At 33.4% G+C, this 21,323-nt stretch carries 16 protein-coding genes and 2 pseudogenes; 3 read left to right on the top strand and 15 right to left on the bottom strand.

Features of this window, described 5'->3' with window-relative positions; genetic code table 11:
- The 15 genes and pseudogenes from H8698_RS07800 to H8698_RS07735 all read right to left on the bottom strand — a co-directional run.
- The coding region (locus H8698_RS07800; RefSeq protein ID WP_249312201.1) for a hypothetical protein at positions 1 to 887 on the bottom strand (887 nt) is incomplete at its 3' end.
- 19 nt (positions 888 to 906) lie between these two features.
- Positions 907 to 1,458: a phage tail protein gene (locus H8698_RS07795; RefSeq protein WP_249312193.1), complete on the bottom strand. Its 552-nt coding sequence runs from the start codon at positions 1,456 to 1,458 to the stop codon at positions 907 to 909.
- A 20-nt stretch (positions 1,459 to 1,478) separates the two neighbouring features.
- A complete protein-coding gene (locus H8698_RS07790) occupies positions 1,479 to 1,751 on the bottom strand; it encodes a hypothetical protein (RefSeq protein ID WP_249312186.1) in 273 nt (90 codons plus the stop codon).
- A 268-nt stretch (positions 1,752 to 2,019) separates the two neighbouring features.
- A pseudogene (tnpB, locus tag H8698_RS07785) lies at positions 2,020 to 2,913 on the bottom strand (IS200/IS605 family element RNA-guided endonuclease TnpB); the annotation flags it as partial.
- 12 nt (positions 2,914 to 2,925) lie between these two features.
- On the bottom strand, positions 2,926 to 3,132 hold the full coding sequence (locus tag H8698_RS13395) for a helix-turn-helix domain-containing protein (protein ID WP_346726835.1): 207 nt from the start codon (positions 3,130 to 3,132) through the stop codon (positions 2,926 to 2,928).
- A gap of 29 nt (positions 3,133 to 3,161) precedes the next feature.
- Positions 3,162 to 3,559, bottom strand: a pseudogene (gene tnpA, locus H8698_RS07780) (IS200/IS605 family transposase); the annotation flags it as partial.
- 547 nt (positions 3,560 to 4,106) lie between these two features.
- A complete protein-coding gene (locus H8698_RS07775) occupies positions 4,107 to 5,180 on the bottom strand; it encodes a hypothetical protein (RefSeq protein WP_249312178.1) in 1,074 nt (357 codons plus the stop codon).
- Positions 5,177 to 5,632, bottom strand: a complete 456-nt coding sequence (locus tag H8698_RS07770; protein WP_249312167.1) for a hypothetical protein — start codon at positions 5,630 to 5,632, stop codon at positions 5,177 to 5,179. Before H8698_RS07770 ends, H8698_RS07775 begins: the two co-directional genes overlap by 4 nt.
- 11 nt (positions 5,633 to 5,643) lie before the next feature.
- Positions 5,644 to 8,460, bottom strand: a complete 2,817-nt coding sequence (locus tag H8698_RS07765) for a hypothetical protein (protein WP_249312157.1) — start codon at positions 8,458 to 8,460, stop codon at positions 5,644 to 5,646.
- 524 nt (positions 8,461 to 8,984) lie between these two features.
- Complete coding sequence (gene tnpB / locus H8698_RS07760) at positions 8,985 to 10,082, bottom strand: IS200/IS605 family element RNA-guided endonuclease TnpB (protein ID WP_249312154.1); 1,098 nt, start codon at positions 10,080 to 10,082, stop codon at positions 8,985 to 8,987.
- A gap of 8 nt (positions 10,083 to 10,090) precedes the next feature.
- Positions 10,091 to 10,492, bottom strand: a complete 402-nt coding sequence (gene tnpA / locus H8698_RS07755; RefSeq protein WP_249312142.1) for an IS200/IS605 family transposase — start codon at positions 10,490 to 10,492, stop codon at positions 10,091 to 10,093.
- A gap of 364 nt (positions 10,493 to 10,856) precedes the next feature.
- Complete coding sequence (locus H8698_RS07750; protein WP_249312124.1) at positions 10,857 to 11,687, bottom strand: hypothetical protein; 831 nt, start codon at positions 11,685 to 11,687, stop codon at positions 10,857 to 10,859.
- Between the two features lie 68 nt (positions 11,688 to 11,755).
- Positions 11,756 to 12,937 carry an ATP-binding protein gene (locus H8698_RS07745; protein WP_249312123.1) on the bottom strand — a complete coding sequence of 394 codons (1,182 nt, stop codon included), beginning with the start codon at positions 12,935 to 12,937 and terminating at the stop codon, positions 11,756 to 11,758.
- An 87-nt stretch (positions 12,938 to 13,024) separates the two neighbouring features.
- The gene (locus tag H8698_RS07740; protein WP_249312111.1) at positions 13,025 to 14,035 is read right to left on the bottom strand and encodes a hypothetical protein; all 1,011 of its coding nucleotides are present in this window, start codon (positions 14,033 to 14,035) and stop codon (positions 13,025 to 13,027) included.
- A gap of 110 nt (positions 14,036 to 14,145) precedes the next feature.
- The gene (locus H8698_RS07735) at positions 14,146 to 19,785 is read right to left on the bottom strand and encodes a peptidoglycan DD-metalloendopeptidase family protein (RefSeq protein WP_249312104.1); all 5,640 of its coding nucleotides are present in this window, start codon (positions 19,783 to 19,785) and stop codon (positions 14,146 to 14,148) included.
- A gap of 241 nt (positions 19,786 to 20,026) precedes the next feature.
- Between H8698_RS07735 and H8698_RS07730 the strand changes: the two genes are divergently transcribed.
- From H8698_RS07730 to H8698_RS07720, 3 genes are read left to right on the top strand one after another with little or no spacing between them, the layout of a single operon-like run.
- The gene (locus H8698_RS07730; protein WP_249312101.1) at positions 20,027 to 20,260 is read left to right on the top strand and encodes a zinc-ribbon domain-containing protein; all 234 of its coding nucleotides are present in this window, start codon (positions 20,027 to 20,029) and stop codon (positions 20,258 to 20,260) included.
- Between the two features lie 15 nt (positions 20,261 to 20,275).
- Positions 20,276 to 20,527 carry a hypothetical protein gene (locus H8698_RS07725; protein WP_249312097.1) on the top strand — a complete coding sequence of 84 codons (252 nt, stop codon included), beginning with the start codon at positions 20,276 to 20,278 and terminating at the stop codon, positions 20,525 to 20,527.
- A gap of 39 nt (positions 20,528 to 20,566) precedes the next feature.
- Positions 20,567 to 20,863 (top strand): hypothetical protein, encoded by a 297-nt coding sequence (locus H8698_RS07720; protein WP_249312095.1) that lies wholly within the window; start codon positions 20,567 to 20,569, stop codon positions 20,861 to 20,863.
- Positions 20,864 to 21,323: the final 460 nt, after the last annotated feature.

Here is a 21,323-nt window from a genome sequence, read left to right as displayed (position 1 = left end):
TTAGCACCTGCGCCACCGGCAAACCCGCCATTGGTCTCTTTTGCATTTTTTCCAATTGCGCCGCCTTCTGTCGCTCCCGTGTTACCGACTGTTGTTGCTGCGCCTGCCTGAAAACCGCCATCAGCCGTTTGTTTGTCTGCCTTTAAAGCTAAAAGATTATCAACAATGTTTTTGTTATAATAATCTTTTAAAGCATTATTTAATTCTGTTTTAGTCGGATAAGCAGATAAATCAACCAACCCTCCAAAACTATCCCATGTAGTACCTGTCCATGCTACATTCTCACCTGCATTTACGGAAATTACCGTCAAACCGGAAGAAACGTATGTTGGACAAATAAAGAAAGACACAATATCTGTGTCATTTCCTTCATACCCTGTCAAATTGTTTACAAACCTTGAACCAGTTGCTTGCGCATATGGAAAGCCACCAGCGTATGTCCCATCAATATTATAAACATAAGTTTCACCATAAGTTCCAGAACCGCTTGTGTCTATAAAATAATCTCTATAATTTTCCCACACGTCTCCGTTGGAAAATTCGTAATTTTTATTTCCATCTGAATCCTCATACACAAAAGAGAAATAATCTGAAAATTTACCTGTAAAATATGCGCAAGAGGCTTCAAGTGTAATATAACTTTTCTCAATAATATTATAAACTGCACCAATCTCAGGATTTTTTGGTAAGTAAAGCCCCGATGTATAATTCCCTCTAAATTTATAAATTGAATGGTCTTCAAATCCTATTTTTTTTACGGAACCATCATCATTCAGCACATATATACCATCAGATTTGACAAATAACCCCTTCGTACCATCTGGTAAATCAAGAGGGTTAATATCAATTTCCGGCATTATTAAAGGAGTTTTCATCATATATGCCATTTAATCACACTCCATTCTTTTATTCTGTTTTATGTACACCTGTATAAATACAAGGCAAAAGAGCAACATTTCGCGGCCTTGTGGCTATAGAATTAATATTGTTCCCTAAAGACGCATTCCCGCCTTCGTGTGCCCTAACTGTTTTATTATCCTCGCCATCACTTACATATCGCACCCCATGCTCATCGGTAGTAAGCCTTGTTCCGTTCTGTGCCCCACCAAATACACGCCCATTATCAATGCCTCTACCTGCATCATACCCGCGAATGAATTCTCCGCGTAAATCTGGAATATTAAATGTTGTGCTTCCATCTCCAGAGCCAAATGTAATGCCAATTATATTAAACAGAGCACTATAAGTAGTTCTACTTAAAGCACGTCCGTCACAAACAACCCATCCGTCCGGCGCAGTGTCTTTACAATAATAACTTACAAATCCTACCAACATTGAATATAAATCTTCTGCAAGCTTATGAGCATCATTTATTCCATCTTCCATTTCATTCAAATTTGCTGCATTTAAATAGGGAGCACCGCCATTTACCCAAGTATGTTTATTTGTATATGCCAAATTTCCCACCTCATTTAATTTTAGTTTTTAAATACTATATGTGCATTTTTTAAATCTCCCCAATATAATAAAAACACATTATCACCAACAGTAATTGTGTCAACCGTCTTAATCTTGGCAGAAAATGTGTTAGAGTCAAAGGGGAGCTGTACCGTAGCAATATCATTATTAATTGAAATAACTTTAGCCTGTGTAATTTTAGCTGTGTTTTTAAAGGTGTCATCTTGTTTTAATTTCTTTACAACAAACGGAACTAATTCCTGAATTAATTCACTTAAATCTTTTTCATTCAATTCATATCAACCCCTATAACAGAAAAATTACTGATGTTATTAACACTGCAAGCACTCACGCTCATTGTTCCTCTCCCAGAAAGGGGCAAGGAATAACTATCAATTAAAAATTTTTCTTTCGTCATTTTATTTCTTGGTGTAGCTACAGTTATTAGTTTATTTACCTGAACCTCTCATGACTAAAGTCATAAGGTTCCCAGTCAAGTATTCTAATGAATACAGTATCACTGGGCTAACCGGACAGTTCCTGCCCTTTTACATATGTTAATTATGCTACTTGCAATATTCTTAATCCTTCGTTTAATATATTTATAGCGGCATTTATATCTCTATCATGATGTGTATCGCAACAAGAACAATCCCATTCTCTAACTTCAAGATTTTTAGTTTCCTTGTTTACATACCCACATACATTACAAGTTTGAGAACTTGCAAAGAATTTATCTACTTTTACAATTTGTCTGTTGTTCCAATTAGCCTTATACTCTAACATTCTTACAAATTCAGACCAACTAACATCTGCAATAGACCTTGCAAGTTTATGATTTTTAATCATATTGTTTACTTGCAAATCTTCAAGGCATATTATTTTATTGTCTTTAACTATATTAGTAGATAATTTATGTAGAAAATCTTTTCTTTGATTAGCTATTTTCTCATGTCGTTTAGCCACTTTAATTCTTGCTTTATTACGATTAGAACTACCAATTGTCTTTCTTGATAACTCTTTTTGTAATTTAGCAAGTTTATCTAATGACTTTTTGAGATATTTTGGATTTTCTACTATAATGCCATCGCTTGTAATACAAAATTCTTTAATTCCCAAATCTATTCCAACAACTGAACCAGTAGATTGATATTGTGGAAGTTCCACCTCAGTACAACATATTGAACAATAATACTTGCCACTTGGCTCTTGTGAAATAGTAGCATTTAGTATTCTACCTTGAGGGAATTGTTTATCTCTAAATTTTACCTTGCCAAGCTTAGGTAGTTTAATATGTTTTTCTAATACTGAAATACTATTGTTGGTAAATGTAGTTCTGTACGACTTTCGATTATCTTTCTTGCTTTTAAATTTAGGGAACCCTGAATGCTCTTTAAAGAATTTTTGATAAGCAGAATCTAAGTCTTTTAGACTTGTTTGTAATGCCCACTTATCGACTTCCTTGAGCTATTCTAATTCCGTTTTTAATGTAGTTAATAATTTACTGCATTCATTATAACTAATAGATTTTTTGTCATTTTTATAAGACTCAATCTTTTTAGCAAGAAAGTGGTTATATACAAATCTACTACAACCAAACGATTTTTGTATCAATATTTGTTGTTCTTTATTTGGATATATGCGATATTTGTATGCCCTTTCGATGATTTTCACCTCATTTTATCTTTTGTTTTTTGTATATATATTCTGATTTGAGATTCTATGTTCTCAGACACAGTAGCCACAAAATAGCTTGGATTCCATAAATGTCCACTATACAAACTCTTCTTGAGTGTTTCGCCAAATTCCTTCATAGTAATCGTGCTGAAACACCTTTTAAAGATTTTATTAGGTTTGGAATATAATGTTGCGGTGAACAATTTATAAGAAGATGTATATGGTCTAAATCACCATTACACTCTAATATCTCAAAATTATTATCACTTGCTATCTTGTTTAATATCTCTATTAATCTATTCTCTATTGTTTTTGTTAAAATCTTACGTCTATACTTTACGCACCAAACAATATGATACTGTATTGAATATACATATCCTCTACCATATACTTTTATATTAATCACCTTAATGTATAATAACATATGTATTAGATAAAGCCAAGTAAAAATCTATATTAAACTTATTTTTATAATTAACATATGTAAAAGAACAGGATAATGGTTAGTTACCCTATAATTTCAATCATTTTAGAGGTTGTCGTTCATATAGAGTCGCTACTCTCTATACAGTTCTCTTATGAACTTCTTAATGTTTCCATTAAGCACAGACTATATCTTCTCCCTCACCATTGCGTGTTAGGGGCTACCCACTTCGGTACGCTTGCACCTACTTCCCTCAAGAGGAATAGTCGTTGAACGTTCTCCTATTCGGAGCTTCGCTGCTGATTTTCGATTTTGTGAATAGTGTTTAGGGTTTAACCTTGCACCATCTAACAAATTTTTTCTACTTTCGTAACCATCACACTTGAGTGTATTTCATCTCTATGTTGTGGTTTTGTTAGCTTTACGAATTTCCAGCAATTCAAGTAGTATTGTACGGTTTCTCTCCGTATCTACATACAGATTTCTCTATATGCTAACTGTTTCTTCACCTAACTCACGACTAAAGTCACGAGTATGCGGTGAATATTCAATCAAAATGATATAAAGGCAAAGAGGGGAGTGTAATTGATTTTTTCAGCATCCCTTCCTGTTTTGCATATTCTTTTCCCAAAGCCTCACATTGAGAATCAGAATAATACTGAGAATCTTCATAAGGAGGTTTCGTTTTAAGCCCTATTTTCTCAATACTAATATCGCTTAAAGGATTATGATTTTGTATCCTTGCTTTTGCCTGATAACCATTTGCAATGTTACCCAAAACAATGAAATCATTATATACTTTGTCAAAATTATAACTGGTCTCTAAACCTGTCATTTCTTTTTCGTCAATTGTGTAATCCCATAAAATTTCTTTATCTTCATCAAAATCATCTAAGCTTGATAAAGGTTCAATCACAAGTCTTCCGTTTACATCATAATAAATAGAAGCAGAAAGAATTTTTGCATATTCAAGTAAAACATCTGCCATAGTTCCACCTCGCTGCACTGTAGCTGTATATGGACATTTTAATAATTCATTGCCAAAACTATCAAATTTTCCAATATAATAATTCGATAGATTTGGTTCTAGTGGGTCGATCATTTCTGTCTTATCCGATACATTGGTTCCATTGTCATATTTAGATAAACGAAGCAACCCTCTTGTAGCCTCAAACAGATTATTTCCGATATTCGTTTGATATGTACCAGATAGATTTCCGGCTATCGTTCCGTCAAAGTAAGCCCATTTATCAACCCCTTGAATTGTCACAGAACGTTCCGAAGGATTGTATGTATCTGTTGGATTCGTTACACAAAAAACGCCTTGTGGTAAGTATAGCGGGGTATTATCATCAAGATAAATCCCCGCCCATACCTTAAACTTCTGCCCAAACCATATATGATTAATGTCAATTGGATTTCGATTTCTGTCATTATTAATTTTTAATGTACAAGATCGTCTTGCACCATTTTGATAATTGACAGAAATATTACCGCTTATGTCAAACATCTGATTTGTTATATCTTGTTTTTCAGTTTCATCAGCATTTAAAAGTGTTATTTTCACTGCTGTTTTATGCGGCTGACGAATTTTTTTTAGATATTGCTGAAAACTAGTCATACAATAACCACCTCGCCACTAAAAGCGAAATCTGAATATAATGTAACATCATAATTGTTATTCACTTCAATATCGACAATTACAGAAATATATTTATTGTTGTGCAACATATACACATTTACACTGTCTGCATTTGTTCCGTGTGTTGCATAGGGTATATACAAAGACAAACTATCTGTCCAATCCTGAACAGTAAATTTCCGTCTGTATCTCGGATAAAATGTGTATAATACCCATTCATTACCGGTGCGCTTAAACCATGTCTGCAACGTAATATCAAATACAATTAAGCCGTCTCTTAAATATTCGTTTGACATCGCAAGCCGTTCTTCTGTTGACAAAGCCATAATATCAGAGCCAGAATTCTTTGACAACTTTTCAAAATTATTATTTATCTTCTCTCGTACTTCTTCTGCTTGGTCTCCATTGCGAATTTTATCTATTGTTATCATTGTTTTTCACCTCATTCCACATCAAGAACACCATGATTACCAGTCCAATACTTATTGTCATCCCATAAATAACTGTCATCCCAAACATAATTAAGATACGGTGAAACAATGCCGTTATTTGTAAGCAACCAAGTATTGACAGACAAATTAGAATTATTAATCACAGATAAACCATAAGTATCTCCAACTTCAACCCAATCAATAGAAACTGAACGTAAACTATCTACCAAGTTATTTTCGTTGCTGACCTTTAGCTCACTTGAAATTTGTATTTCAAACAAGTTTCCCTCAATATCTTTTAAGAATTTTCTACGAGTATCTGTAGTCAAAGATTTTAATTCTGTCATCATTTGAGGTGTTTGCTTATATTTCCCGTCACCACAATTTACAAAACCAACCAAAGAAGATAGAGAACCGCTCCAATAATTGCTTGGAGATGCTTGAACAGTTGGATATGAAGTGAAATTCTTGATTACTTCAATATCTGTATTATTTGACATATCTCCAATATTTAAATTCAGCCTAAAAATAAACATTTTGCTCAAATATAAAACATTTTCAATCCCACTATCATCTGCAACCATTAAACAATAATGACTCCATTGTGTTTTTACATCGTTGCTTCGCATTGGGTACATAATTCCATTTTCGCTTTTAGGGTATAAATAATAAGAGTAGGATTTGTTATTAGATACCATATAATCCACAACAAAACTTGTGTTTATAGAGTGGATATCTGCAACAAATTCTGTAAATGGATTAGCATTTTCCTTGCGTCTAATTTCAAATTCATCCAAAGACTCAATTAATGTATTGCCAGCATTTAAATTGTAATTAAATTTAGAGAAAAAATCAAAACTTGATACAGAAGCAAAATCATTCGCATCCGAAATAAAATTTTCAGATAAATCTATTTGTTCAATTGCTTCGTCCTGTGTTGCACAAATATAATCACAAATCCATGGCGTTTGATTACCACTTCCACCAATAGCCAAAAATCTATAATATAAATTTAATGGTAGAGAATATTGTGAAGACACATTGCATACAAGCTCATTATCAGCTTTTAATTGCCAAGTACCATATGTAGGCGTTAAATTCGCACTTGGTGACAAATTGCTCAATGGAGTTCTTGCGCCGGTAGCTTCATAAACAACTTCACGAATATCTCCATTTGGTTTAATTAAAACAAAATTCCAGTATTGTTCACCGTAAAATGAAATAGTACTTGTTGTTTCCGCAACAACTGTTCCATAGCGTGAAATAGTCATGGCGAGTTTAGAGTCATCATTTATAAATAATTTCTTTGTAAAAATACCGGAATCGCTTTCACTTACAGAAGACGAGAATTCCAAAAGCTGAACATTTTTAAAAGAATCTTGTCCTTTATATTGAAGGCTAATAAGAATATAAGACGAATCATATACTATAAAATTACTCTTGTCACTTTTCTGGAAAGAAACCCCTGATTGTTCATACAATTTTAATGATGTCAAGCCATTCATAGGATAATTGTCTATATATAAATTACGGCCAAATGCTGAACCTGACACAACCTTAACACCACCCCAATTACATAACATTCCACATTCATTTGGCAGTTGTGTAACAAGGAAATCACCTGACAATTCAGCCGCTTGGTATAAAACATTTATTTTTATAGTTTTAAATGCGAACATATCGTTTTGCGAAACCACTTTAAAAGAAAGCTCATATTCTTGACCAGAAATGAAACCACTATAAGAATATGAAATGTTTCCTACCGAGCCATAAATTCTATTTTTAGAAATCGTATCTTCTATAATTTCTCCTGTAGCACTATTCTTTAATATCCATCCAAACCATTTAACAGAAGAATATTCATCTATGTAATCAACCGTAAATAAACAACTTCGTTTTGTAATAGAGACAGAAGACACGATTTCAACTCCGTCTGAATACAATTTAATTTGCGGTGCTACGTTTGCATAAAATACAGCATAATCACTAGAAATAGTAGGGGAGTCCGCTGTATTAGACACACTCCAAAAACTCATTTTATATTTAAATGGGTCTGACTTCTCACTTTTTGACTTATAACTCACCAAATAAAGCATTCCATTTTTAAATATATCCGAAGATAATTTATTTTTTTCAAATGACAAGTCTGAAACATTATTTTTCAACATATAAATAGCTCCATCAGTAGCACCGTAATCTCCAACACTATATATTATCATACTGTCTATTGAATATATATCACGTTTTAATTCTAATTCGCCATCTTGTGTACATTCGATAAAATCACTTGCTAAATACCACATTGGAAGTGTATTTAAATTAATTCCATTTGTTAATTCAAACGTGTTATATCTCCCATGAGTGCTAGTTGGATAAAATAAATTTATAGATTGTTTGTTAGTTGAATAAAACGTCTGTGGCACAACATATGTGTATTGTACCCGATACGTTTTTCCAACAACAAACTCTCCATCTCCAGAGCTATAATCAAATTCATCATTTTTTGGTCTTACTAAACATCCCTCTTCATCGTCTATTTTGGCAGGAACACACGGATGAGTTGTATAAAATGTATAAATGGGATTTGTTTTAATTGGCGGTTTGTCCGAAGGTACATATAACTTTCCAGCAATAGAACATGTGAGTTCTTCGTCAAACACGTATAACACATATCCATCATCCGTTAAATTCATAATATCAACTTTATATGCATTTATTGGTTCATTTCCGTCAATTACGCATGTGGGTTTAAACGGAATATTTATATCCACAGCCGGATCTCCAATGGTTTCATTTGGACATAAAAATTTTGGTTTATATAATGGCACTTCCTCACCTCGTCTCTTTCTGAATATAATAAAAAGCAGCGAACAAAATACTCACTGCTTCAAAATATAAATATTAAATTTTAACATGTTTTATATATTGACAAAATAACCCACAAATGATAAAATATCGCTTGTGGAAATCCACTGTTTACTGTTGAGTTTCTTCCAATCTTTGTAGACGGTCGATGGTTAAAAGGACGGTTGCCTTGTCATCCCGCTTGGGCGGAATGGAGGCGTGTGTATAGCCCTTGACGGGAAATAATTCTCGAAGGGAGGCTGATACATATAACTCTTCAAGATGTATTTTGGATTATCTCTATTGTTTGGATTCTTATTCAGGCATGTGTTGACACTCCACATGACTAAAGTCGTGGGATTCTTGCTTCAACCACTACTGCATTCCTAACAAGTTGTCTTGCTGGCTTGTCTTACACAGTGTCCACAAGCTAGATTATACTGTTCCCGTATGCCCTACGGTGCAGTTTATTACAATAGAACCACTGATGTTCTAGTGTTTATGTTTACTATGCCGACCGCGTTTGCAGTCCTTTATTCAGTATGTTGATACTTGCGTTAGTATCCCTGTCATGCTTTGTATGACACTCCGGGCACTCCCATTTACGAATTGCAAGATTCTTTACAAGTGGATTTTTAAATCCACAGCAGGAACATGTCTGGCTACTTGGATACATTGTAGGTACTTTTACAATGTCATTACCGTACCAGACAGATTTATAGGATAGCATATCAAAAAATTTAGACCATGATACTGAACCTATGTGTTGTGCCAGTTTATGATTACGCATCATATTTTTTACTTTTAAATCTTCTATACAGATTGTTTGGTTTTCACGCACTAATATAGTTGACTGTTTTTGCAGGAAATCATTACGCTGATTAGTTATCTTTTCATGGACTAGAGCTACTTTGACACGCTGTTTATTACGATTGTTAGAGCCTTTTTGCTTACGAGATAGTCTACGCTGTTCTCTGATGAGCTTACGCATAGACTTCTCAAGGTATTTTGGATTATGTACTACATTCCCATTGGAATCAGAGTAAAAGTCCTTAATACCAACATCAATACCAATAGACCCACCCTTATTGGGCTTAAATTCTAGTTCAAAATCTACATTAAGAACCACAAAATATTTGCCAGAAGGTGTGCGTTCAATTGTTACATTATTGATTTTACCTACTTTCATAGACTGTTTAATTTTTACATAGCCAAGTTTTGGAAGTTTTAGATACTTGTCTACGATGCGAATGTTATCATTCTGATTAACAGTTCTATAGGATTGATGATTGTGATGTTTACTCTTAAACTGTGGATGCTTTGCACGTTTCTGAAAGAAATTTACAAAACCTCTATCAAGGTCACGCAAAGCTTGTTGTAAAGCTATAGAGTCAACTTCTTTTAGAAATGCAAAATCATCATGCTTTTTCAAATCTGTCAGCATTGCAGAAGTTTGAGAGTAACCTACTTTTAAACCATTCTTATAGGCTTCATCACGCATAGCAAGACCTTTGTTGTAGATGAGTCTACAACAACCAAGAGTCTGATTTATTAAGTTTTGTTGTTCCTTATTAGGATATGCTCTAAATTTAATACCTTTTTTCATGAATACTCCTATGGTCTGGTCTTTTGGGTATCAACATACCATTTGATAGTTTCAGAACTAACATTACCTGCTGTACTTACAAAATAGCTACGAGTCCAAAGAGAAGGCATAGATTTTAATTGTTTAAATTCTTCTCTAAGTACAAGTGATGTAGCACCTTTGATTTGTTTCATGATAATTGGAATTGACATAGTAGGAAGTACACTTAAAAACATATGTACATGGTCTATATGGCATTCCATAGCAAGTATCTCAATATCGCACTTGGCACATTCAGCAATTACAAGTTCTTTGAAACGCTGTTCTACTCCAGGGATATTGAATATTTTTCGTCTATATCTCGGACAGAACACAAAATGGTAGTTAATCAATGATACTGTTGTCTTTGTATGTTTATATTCGTTATTCATACTTAACAGTATAGCATATATGTAGATGTTAGTCAATATATTATCTACATATAGTTAAAAAATGTGGGCTATCATCCGCGCGGTTAAAACCGCGGGTTTTCTTGCCCACGTGGCTTATAAATTCATTAACAAAAAGAAGAAGTGAGCCGTCTGCCGCAATCAGAATGGCTCACTAAAATTTGAGATTTTATAATCTCATCTTAAGTTTTGTCGTATCATTGTGGCAACCGTCTTGGGTTTCCACACCTTTATTTTCTATAACTATTATATCATAAAATTATTTATATTAATACTGTTAATTTTAACAAAATCATATAATACATTTTGTTAGTTTTTTTATTATCATTTCACATAAGTATAATAATTAGTTAACCATTCCCTTTGAAGGATAAAATTCCATACCTTTGGCTAACAGATTTGATAAATCCGTTAAAGTAATTTTTAAGTTCTTTATTTCTTCTGGAGTTAATGGGGGTAAATATTTTTGCAAATCATCAGAAGATTGTTGAATTAACGCCTTTGTTGCTTCCTCATTTGCTTTTTTAACACTTTCTATCATATCATTTTGCATACTTAATATGTTATATTGCTCTTCTTGTTGTTTACAAGTTAACATGTGCAATTTTATTTTGGTACATCTATTTAAAATAACAATCAAATTGCGAAAAATGGGTTCAGATTCAGCACCAACAGAAAATTTCATCCATGTCCCGCCAATATCAAATGATTCTAACTCAAATTGTTGATCTTTAATATTTAAATATGGACATTGAGTGAAAACATTATTTAAGGTATTAACGTATTCAGTAAGCTCAGAAAAATTTTTAGTAACTGGGAATTTTACGTCAAACCCCGGTCTGAAATTATGAATATCAAGTTCTTCACAGAATCTTATAACGCCATCCATATAATCTGATAATGATGTAATGTTTGATTGAATCGTTTCAAAATCTAGTGCACTAAACCCCGAACCATTTGAATCGTTAACTTTTTTATTAATTAAATTAGTAGTTTCATTAATAATATCATTAAAACACCCAATTTTTTTTAAATTCCGTAAAGCTTGTTGAGCATTTAACCACAGTAATAGGCTATCCTCACTATCCGAAATATTCCCCGACATTATTTTAAAGTCTAAATCTAAAATTGCAAAATAGTTATCTTTTATTAGATAGTACATGTTTATTAATCTCATTTTTATCCCCCAAAGCTTTAATAGCAATATTATAAAATAAATATTTCTATCTCTAAAGCATCGTCACATTATCTATTTAAGCAAACATTAATCTCAGGATTTAATCGTTTCAAAAAATCATCAAACTTTGGGACAGTAAAATCAATCTCCGCATACCCAGTAGAATATATTAACCCTTTATTGATTAACTGTGCTCTAATAGGAGATATACTTTTCACATTTCGGTTCATTATTCGTGCAACATTAGCTATGGTACAAGGAAGCTCGCCGCATTTTACCATAGCATACATAAATTTTCTTTCAGTTTCTGTACACCTTTCAAATCTTATTTGAAAAAAACTATTATCAAGATTCTCAAGAGAATATGGTATCGCAGATATTACATCATCTTTCTGTATTATGTTTTTATCATAAATGCTCCATATGGTACTGCAAAGCTCTTGAAGGAAATATGGATAACATCCAGTAGCCAATAATATTTCAGCAATAGCACCTTCCGTATATTTCACATTAAATGGTTTAGCCGGTTCAATTATCGCATTAATAGCATCATTGTTTTTCAAAGAATCAATTTGTGTATATTGAAACAATCTTTCAGAATAGGATTTAATATCTCCAAAAGTTTTAAGTATCTTAGGAAGTCCTGCACAGAAAACTAAAATTGGCAAACGTAATTGATTGACTCGATGGAGAGCCATTAATAATGCCTCCAATTGCTCGTCTTCAACGTATTGAATTTCATCTATAAAAAAACAAATAGTGTTCCCAGTGTCAAATGCAAGTTTTCCCAATGATACAAAAAGTTCTGTTACATCATTAGAAAGGCTATCAGGTATAGTTAAATCAGCTATCTCTGCTGATGGAGTATTATCAGCCGGATTAATTGTAACTCTCAGTTGTTTAATTGCGGCAATTACTTTGTTTAATTTATCTTTGGCATTTTCTTTAAAGCTCATCTGATTTAACAATCTTTGGCTTGCGATTGAAACATCCTTAATAAAAGAATTGTTTTCTTTTATCTCAATATGCTCATACAATACATTTAAGTCATCGGCAATATTTTCAATAGCGTTGAGCAATACAGTTTTACCCACTCCGCGTAATCCGTAATATGCAATTGACCTTTCAGGGAACTGGGCTTGAGTTGATACAATACATCTCTTGGCTTCCTCAATGATTGAATCCCTTCCCGCTAAATAGCCGGGAATACGTCCAGACCCCGGAGTATATGGATTAACAATATTAATCAAAAAAAATCACTCCTCACGCTATAAGTTTATAGAAATAGTATAACATATTTTAGTAAATCAATCAAGCATATTGATGTGAACCATGCCTTATTTTATAGACATTGGTGCAACCAATGTATTTAATGCATTTTGCTCAAAAGTAGCAGTTACCTTTGCTTCTTTTTCTTCTGTATCTAAAAGATAAGGTTGTTTCACTATATCCATTGCATTTAACACTTCGTTAACAGTGAACTTATTTCTCTCGACCATAAACTTACAAACAAATCTATCTGCACCATATGGCAACAAAGATTCCGGCGGTAAATTCGCCCCGCAATTCATAAAATATTTTACTGATAACCAAGCTCTGTAAAATATTTCTGTAAATGAATGGTCATATGGTAAAGGACACACAATCAAATTTTTTGTTTCGTGTAAATATATTTTGTCATTTTTCCCTTGCTTTGCAGGGACTATTGCCATCCTAAGTCCCCTTGCTGCTTCTAATAATGAAGGGTTTATTTTTACAGTTGTTCCAATCCATTTATCAGGCTCCGACTTCCCCACAAATAAATCAGCCTTCCATAAACCGTTAATACTATTGGGTAATTTTTCTCTTTCAGAAGGTTTTCTAAATGCATTAATAACACCTTGTATATGTTTCTTTAATTTTATTGGTTGACCTTTTGTTCCAGTTAATAATGCAGATTCATCCGTTAAATGCTCATTTACAGTTTCAATTAACTGCATGGCTCCATTCTTTTCAGCCCCAAATAATATAGATGTAGGAGAACCTTGTTTAATTTTACAAAATTTCTGCAATACTGTATCAATGCGTTCTAAAACTAATGGATTATTGTTGACAATTGCATCATGTACTGCATATTCAAAACAAATACCACAATCACCGTCTCCTTCACGATACAAACGGGACAATAAATTTAAAGATATATTATCGTAACCACCAACATCGGCAACTACTTCTCTTTTTAAAGAATATAGTATTCCTCTTAGTATTGGGATAGTAACCGCAAATAAAGCTTCAACTTCCGAATTTACAGGATTGTTTTGTTTGTATTTTATCAGATCAATCATTTTGTCTTTGTTTCCTTTCAGCAATTATCACTTCCTTTCCATTATACACCAAATAGTTATTATTTTCAACAAATTTTGTATCAAAAAAACAAAGTAGAGACTGCCCAAAAAGAACAGTCTCATACCACATCGTATTAATGAATCGCTATATGTCTCCTTAATGCTTCATTAACAGCTTTTGAGTCTTGTTCTGATAATTTCACACCATTTACTGTCACGCTGTTATCAACATTTGTCACATTATTGTTTGTCCTGTTTGTTGTTTCAGGCAAAGGATAAGATTTCGTAATCCCTTTTATATCTGGTGGAGAAGCGACCAGTTTAGAATAATCTCGCTGTGTTAACGGAGTAATCCCGAGATTTTTAGCCACATCATCAGGCGTTAATACAACATAGTCATCTGAATTAATCGTGCTACGACTATAAGACTCGTCTTCTTCTATTTTGGCGTATCCGGACTTATGATACCCACTTTCGGGTTCTATGCTTCTTTCATACCCTTTATATTCCTGAAGTGGTACAAAATTTTTGCCAGTTAACATTTCATAAAGAGGACTAAAGGCACTGGTAATATCAGAAACAAAACTATCTAAATATTCACTGTCTGTCAATACCAAATCAGACCACGCCTGACTAACAGATAAAACGCCGCCTTCTGCAATTTCCGTTATTTTATTCCAACGGTCGTTAATTTCGGTTATCTGAGAATCTAAATAATTAATTTGCGTACTTAAATCGTCTGTCTTTGCAGATAACTTATTTGTTTCGCCGGTTTGGTATTTCTGTGTTTCAGCATTAGATAGAGAATACTTCGCGTCTTCTAAATCATTCTGCGCATTTATAACATCTTGTGTATTTGCCACCCATTGCCATTGCCCGTTAACAAACATTCTGACGTTACGTTCATTTAAAATATTATTTAACTGAGTGCGCTTTTTATCAACTTCCAACTGTGCTTTAGAAATTTCATATTGTTTCATTAACAAATCATACTGTCTTTCATAGTTGTTTGTTATTTCAGCAATATCTTCTTTCTGAGCGTGTTGCAAATCATATTCATAGCGACTTTTTAAATTATTTGCTTTAACCTGAATATCGTTTAGCTCTTTTGTTAACGCAATATAATCCTTTTCGTTAAATAACAACAGACGGGTTTGCGCATCAAGATATTTATAGGACGTTTGTGCAGCTTTCAATTCTTTGTTAATGTTATGATGTGCTTCTGTAATGCTATTGGTTACAGAATAGTATTTTGAAAGAAGAGTATTTAAAGAATTATAATAAGTGATTTGCTCATTTAAATTCTCTTTTTGTTTTTCAATAGCTTTCGTTTCAATATCAATGGCTTTTTGTACAGCGTTTATAAATTCTTGTTTTCTTTCTTGGTCTGAAGCATACAATTCATTTTGCGCTTTTTTACCGGCCTCAATATTATTATTAATTGCTTGTCCAAAAATCGAAATGCCTTCAACAAGCCCACGTATTTCAGTGTCAACCGCTTCTCCATATCGTGATATGATATCCTTCATATCCCGTTCAAATTCATCTGAAATACTTCCATCAATGTTAAACCAATCTGTAGGATTTAACTTTACACCGTTTATATCGGTAATAGCATTCCCGTCTAAAAATCGGAACAATTGTGCCATCACAGCATCGCGCTGTTCGCCGTTTGCCTTTTGAGAAGCTTTAGAATAATTTACAGTATCTTGATTTTCTTTATATTTTCTGTTTCTTAGAATGGCTTTTGCGATCGGGTCTTCCGTTAAAGATTCAAGACTTGCCAAATCATCAACACGCTTATCTCGATAAATTTGCTCGTTATCAAATCCGGCAACAATAGAATTCCACCATTTTTTAGAGTCGTTTACCTTTTTTTCAGCTATCTTTTTATCAAACTCATAAAGTATTTCCGTTTGATTCGTAATTAACTCCTTAAATGATGTTAATTCATCTTGCATAGCTTGTTCTAAAGCGTCAATTGCTTCTTGCGTCGCACCTGAATCTCTTGCTTCTTGAATTGCCGCTCCCCATTTTTCAATGGCCTCTTTTTCCATATCATAAAAGCCAAGAATATCGTCATTGCCATTTAAAAGAGTTTCAATTAAATCTTTTTGTTGAGTATAAAATTCAATGTCGCTTAATTCATAATTAATTCTTGCATAATTTATCTCAGAAGCCCGATTCCTTCTATAACTATCCGATTTATCCTTATTCAGTTGCCCTAAAGCTTCAATTTCAGAAACCGTTTTACTAATATTAGCATCAGAAAATGGGTTAGTGTCTACGCTCTCTTCCGTTATTTTTGTATTTTCGTCTAATGCTTGGGTATTATCAGAAACTATTTTTGTGTTTGCCGCCAATTCTGGATTATCAAAATAGTTACCTATATTTTCAATTTTTAATACGCCGCCGTTGCCTTTGGGGTTGGAATGTCCTTTCCCCCAATTCGTCATAAATTCAACAACACTGGCTCCGTTGTCATGCCCCCATTTATTAGCACCTGCGTCAGACTGATTTTTAATATCACCAATAACCGCCGGAATAATTGTTCCGTCAGCATTATAAATATTAATATAGTCACCAACACTGCCAAATGTATCTGTGACAGCAACGACGTATCTATTTGCAACAAGTCCATAACCTTCTGCATTAAACCAATGGTCTTTTTTCTCTGTTGATACATCTACCAACTTTCTTTGCAGGGAATCTTTGTTCCAGTTTGTTTTCCCTTGTTCTTTTCTATTCCATGCTTCATAAGTATAATATTTCCCAAGACCTTCTGGAAGAACAATCGTTCCTTTTGCAAATGTATCAATCGGCTTATCTATCTTCTCAGATACATCTTCTCCTACAATTTCAAATTTGTCTTTATCAAATAGAGTAGGGGAGTCAATAACAGACCATTCACCAGTTTTTTTGTTAATTGCGTATTCTTTCTTATAATTCTCTCCGGCAATTCCAAAATCTTTTGTGCCATTAGCGTGAGTTGAAGCCCAAAATGTTGGATCATAACTTTTACCATTTATTCTAGTTTCAAAATGTAGGTGGTTTCCGGTGGAATTGCCCGTAGAACCCACCTTTGCAATGACCTGACCCTTTTCTACTTTCTGCCCTGCCGATACCAAAAGCTTTGAAGCATGGCCGTAAAGTGTTTGAGTTCCATCACTATGTGAAATGATAACACAATTACCATAGCCACCATTATTACCAGCCAACAAAACAGTTCCGCTGGCTGCGGCTTTAATATCAGTTCCTTCGTCGGCTGCAATATCAATGCCATTATGCATTTTAGTCTCACCTGTTATTGGGTGTTTCCTCATTCCATAAGGGCTTGAAATTCTTTTGTAATCAGGAACAAGCGACTTTGCTATTGCGTTTGGAGTACTATTATTTGGATTAAAAGTTGAAGAATTGGCATCAGCTAATTTTTCTTTTAACTCATCAATCTTTGTAATAGTATTATCAACATGGGTCGTAACACTTGTTTCCATGTTTCCAAAATGTGTCTCAACATTTTGCTGCATGGTTCCAGCACTATCAGCAACCGAGTTAAAACTACCAGTAATTTTATTTTTTGTATTTTCAGTATTAGTAGCAGCAGTATCTAATGTAGCCTTATACTCTTTGGAAATTTCAGCAAGTTCCTCTTCCAATTTAGCTCGTTCTTCAGCTCTGGTTTTTGCATTTTCTTCCGCTTGCAGTTCTAAAGCATCAGTAACAATTTGATGAATGGTATCTTGTGTGGCTTGTTCTTCTGCAATTAACGCTTTATCGTGCTGTTTCTTTTTCTCAAGTTCCTTATCTAATTCAGAAACTTCACCAAATAATGAATCAAACGACATCATAGAATCTAAAAAGTCATTTGTTCTATTATATGGATTTTCTAATTGATCAAACGCCCACATTGTACGTTCTAACCCTTCGGCCAAACCGTTAGTAATGTCAATCGTAGCTGCTCGTGTCGCTTCAATACGAGCTTTTTGCATTTCAACAATTGTCTCTTTTAATATCTTCTTGTTGTTAGTTAATTCAGAACCAATTTCCTTTACACGATTTGCAATTTCCTGCGCTTCAGATGCGGTTTTATATGGCATTTCTAAAACACGCGACAATTCATCATTTAATTGATGTGTATAATCTGATATTTTTGCATACTTTTGACTAAGCAAATCAATTTTACCAGAATAATCGCTAGTTTCTATTATACCAAGCCCAAAGTCAAGCGTCTCAATATAGTTTTTGTATTTTTCTATCTCATTTTTACGCTTTTCAAGATCATCTTTTAACTGTTCAAGACGTTCCTTTTCCCATGCTTCCTCAATCTGCTTTTCTTTTTCACGAACTTGTTTTGCAAGGTCTTCTTGTTTTTTGGCAGTGTTTGAGCCTCCGCCCATTCCACCTTTCCCCAGCCCTGCAATGGTTTGATTCATCGCCTTTTCTAAACCAGATAAATAAGCTTCAGCTCCGGCTCTTTGTTCATCAGTAAGGTTTAGCGTTGCTAATGTAGCCTTATAATCAATAACTTTAGCTTCAGCAAGATTTTTATAACCTTGTGTTAATTTATCAAGCTGTTCAAGATTACCACTGTCGGCAGCCGCCTTTATGCTTTCAATATATTGATTTGCTTGTGTCTGATACATGTCACGGATTTTAGCCTCAGTTAAAAGTCTCCAAGACTCTTTTGTTAATGTTAAATTACCACTTTCATCCATTAACATTGACATGTATTCAGGGGCAAGTTCTAATAGCTTTTGATATGTGTCAACAGATAAATAGCCATTTTCGTTATACTCTTCAATAGCGGCAGCTACTGTCTGATATGCAGACTGAATTTTATCAAGTTCTTCATTAAGAGATTTTAATTTTGCTTCGTAGTTTTCTATGAAATTATCTATGCTATCTTTAGCATTTTCGCTACCGGAAACAAGATTATACCAATAATCATCTAAAAACTTATTTAATTTAGGAAATTGATTTGAAATGGATTCAATAATTTGTTCAACATTTTTCTTTGCACTGTCACTATTCTTATTAGGGTCAGATAAACTTGATAGATACTCATCTATAGCCTTAGTAAATTCATCGTTGTCTAATAATTGTGGCAACAACCTATCTATATCTTTATCCCCATAACCAGATGTAACAAGTGTTTCTAAAATACCTTCTGCAAAACTTTTACCACCAGTTCCAGAATATTCAGAAACTACATCTTCCCATGAAATTTTAGCATACTCTACTTGCTCTTTCCAAAAATTTGCCCATTCTTCTTTACTAATTTTCCTACCTATGACAAGATTGTTCCCTAATTGTCTTTTAGCATAAAAATGTGTAGCACTTTCTTCGCTATATGAATTATCCCATGCTATAGCTCTCATGTCTTCAGCAGAAAAATCAAACGGATTATATGAAGTATTGCCTACATTGGAATTAAATTGGTCTCTAGCAGCTTCCTTTTGCCTCATTTTTGAAACTTTTAACGCTGCTTTTTCTGCTTCAATTTTTGCCCACAATTTTTTTGTCGCAGATTCATAAGCATTAGATTCATCATTTAGCAATCCAGGTGTTTCGCCAATTGCATCATTTAATTCATTTTGTATCTGTGCTAATGCTTGTTTGTCACCGCCAGTTGATACTAGTTTTTTTTGAAGTTCTTCAAGAGAAGATAATTGTTCTTGACGATTTTCAACCTCTTCATCTGCTAATTCTCTTGAAACCCTTGCCGCTTCCTCATTTTTATGTTGAAGTGTTTCAATTGCTTTCCATAAAAACATTACACCTGTTATTGTTGCCGTTATAGCACCTGTAGGTGTTTTTATCCACGATACTATATTTTTCGGGATGGTTTTTAATATCAGACTAATTATCTGTCAATACTTTTGGGATATTGGCATATAATATACAAAAAAACGACACAATATGTGACTATTTGTTTCAAATAAACTTGTTTTTGAAAATATTGTAAAAGTATGATATAATTATACACAAAATAAAAGTTATGGAAGGAGAATAATTATGGCTTTAATTAAATGTAAAGAATGTGGGAAAGAGGTATCAGACAAAGCTAAAACTTGCCCAAATTGCGGTTGTCCTATTGATACCGCTATAAGATGCCCCAAATGTGGAAGCGCAAACACCAGAGTAATTAGCGGAGCAAGTAAAGCAATGTCAGTTGCTCTTTGGGGTGCATTTGCAGCAAACAAGGTTATAAGTAAATATCAATGCAATGATTGTAACCATAAATTTTAATGGGAGGAATATATAATGGAAAATGGGAAAATCAATACAATTATAACTGTTATAATTGTCATTTTTGTATTGGTAGGAATTGGATCTTGTAGTAGCACCACAAACAAAGAATATAAATGTTCACGTTGTGGAAAAACTTTTACAAATTCTACAGATACAAGTAGTATTGCATGGACAAGTAGGTGTAAACCATGTGATGACGATTATAAACTTATGGAAGAAATAAGAGAAGCTGCGAAAACATATAGTGAACGTTATGGTAATTGATAATCTCATAATTTCCGGCATTTAGAAAGGATGATACATATGTCAAAGTGTGATTGTTGTGGTAATGAAATAAGAGTTTTTGACATATATAAAGATTGCGTTTTAAACGAGAAATCCTTTAATGTATGTAACAGCTGTTCAAATAAAATTGATAAATGGACAAAAGGAGAACTAAAGTCATCAGAATTTATTTCTACAGAAACAGATATGGGATTAGCAAATACATTAATAGAAATTGAAAAGAGCCACCCAAACGGATTACGAGCGACTAACCCTTCTGAAGGTCTTGGCTTTATAGGTTCTGCTCTGGGATTTACTTGCGTTATTTATTTCTAATAGGGATTCTCACATTTTTTGTTGGTCTTTTGGATGGGGACACTATGTCTATAATAGGAGGCATCTCGGTATTCATATCATCTTTATTCATGGGAGGAATTTTTAAAATTATATATTTGTTAATCGATATAAAAAATAAACTTTAATCATTGTTCATACATGAGTAATACTCATAGCCTCTATATTTGAATTGAGCAAACACTGTAATACATATTCTGCATCGTCTATAATAACATTATCAACTACATGATTTGCATAATCATGGAGTGCAATTGGTTTAGGGATACGTAAATTTAATTCTTTTGCAAGACTAATAATGTACGACGATATACTGCTACTAAAACATAAAATAGGAATATTTTTTTCGGCAGATATTTTGATTAAGTCAGTGGTCTTGCCGGAATTACGTGGCTTATAAATAATATTCAAATTAATCAACCCTTTCAAATAATTTAAATTA

The sequence above is a fragment of the Congzhengia minquanensis genome (genome assembly GCF_014384785.1).
In the GTDB taxonomy this organism is placed as follows: domain Bacteria; phylum Bacillota; class Clostridia; order UBA1381; family UBA9506; genus Congzhengia; species Congzhengia minquanensis.
This window is presented reverse-complemented; position numbering and strand designations above follow the sequence as displayed.

Coding starts and splice junctions, on each gene's coding strand:
- H8698_RS07775 (WP_249312178.1), bottom strand. CDS start 5,180: ATGACTAGTTTTCAGCAATATCTAAAAAAAATTCGTCAGCCGCATAAA.
- H8698_RS07770 (WP_249312167.1), bottom strand. CDS start 5,632: ATGATAACAATAGATAAAATTCGCAATGGAGACCAAGCAGAAGAAGTA.
- tnpB (WP_249312154.1), bottom strand. CDS start 10,082: ATGAAAAAAGGTATTAAATTTAGAGCATATCCTAATAAGGAACAACAA.
- tnpA (WP_249312142.1), bottom strand. CDS start 10,492: ATGAATAACGAATATAAACATACAAAGACAACAGTATCATTGATTAAC.
- H8698_RS07750 (WP_249312124.1), bottom strand. CDS start 11,687: ATGAGATTAATAAACATGTACTATCTAATAAAAGATAACTATTTTGCA.
- H8698_RS07735 (WP_249312104.1), bottom strand. CDS start 19,785: ATGTTTTTATGGAAAGCAATTGAAACACTTCAACATAAAAATGAGGAA.
- H8698_RS07730 (WP_249312101.1), top strand. CDS start 20,027: ATGGCTTTAATTAAATGTAAAGAATGTGGGAAAGAGGTATCAGACAAA.
- H8698_RS07725 (WP_249312097.1), top strand. CDS start 20,276: ATGGAAAATGGGAAAATCAATACAATTATAACTGTTATAATTGTCATT.
- H8698_RS07720 (WP_249312095.1), top strand. CDS start 20,567: ATGTCAAAGTGTGATTGTTGTGGTAATGAAATAAGAGTTTTTGACATA.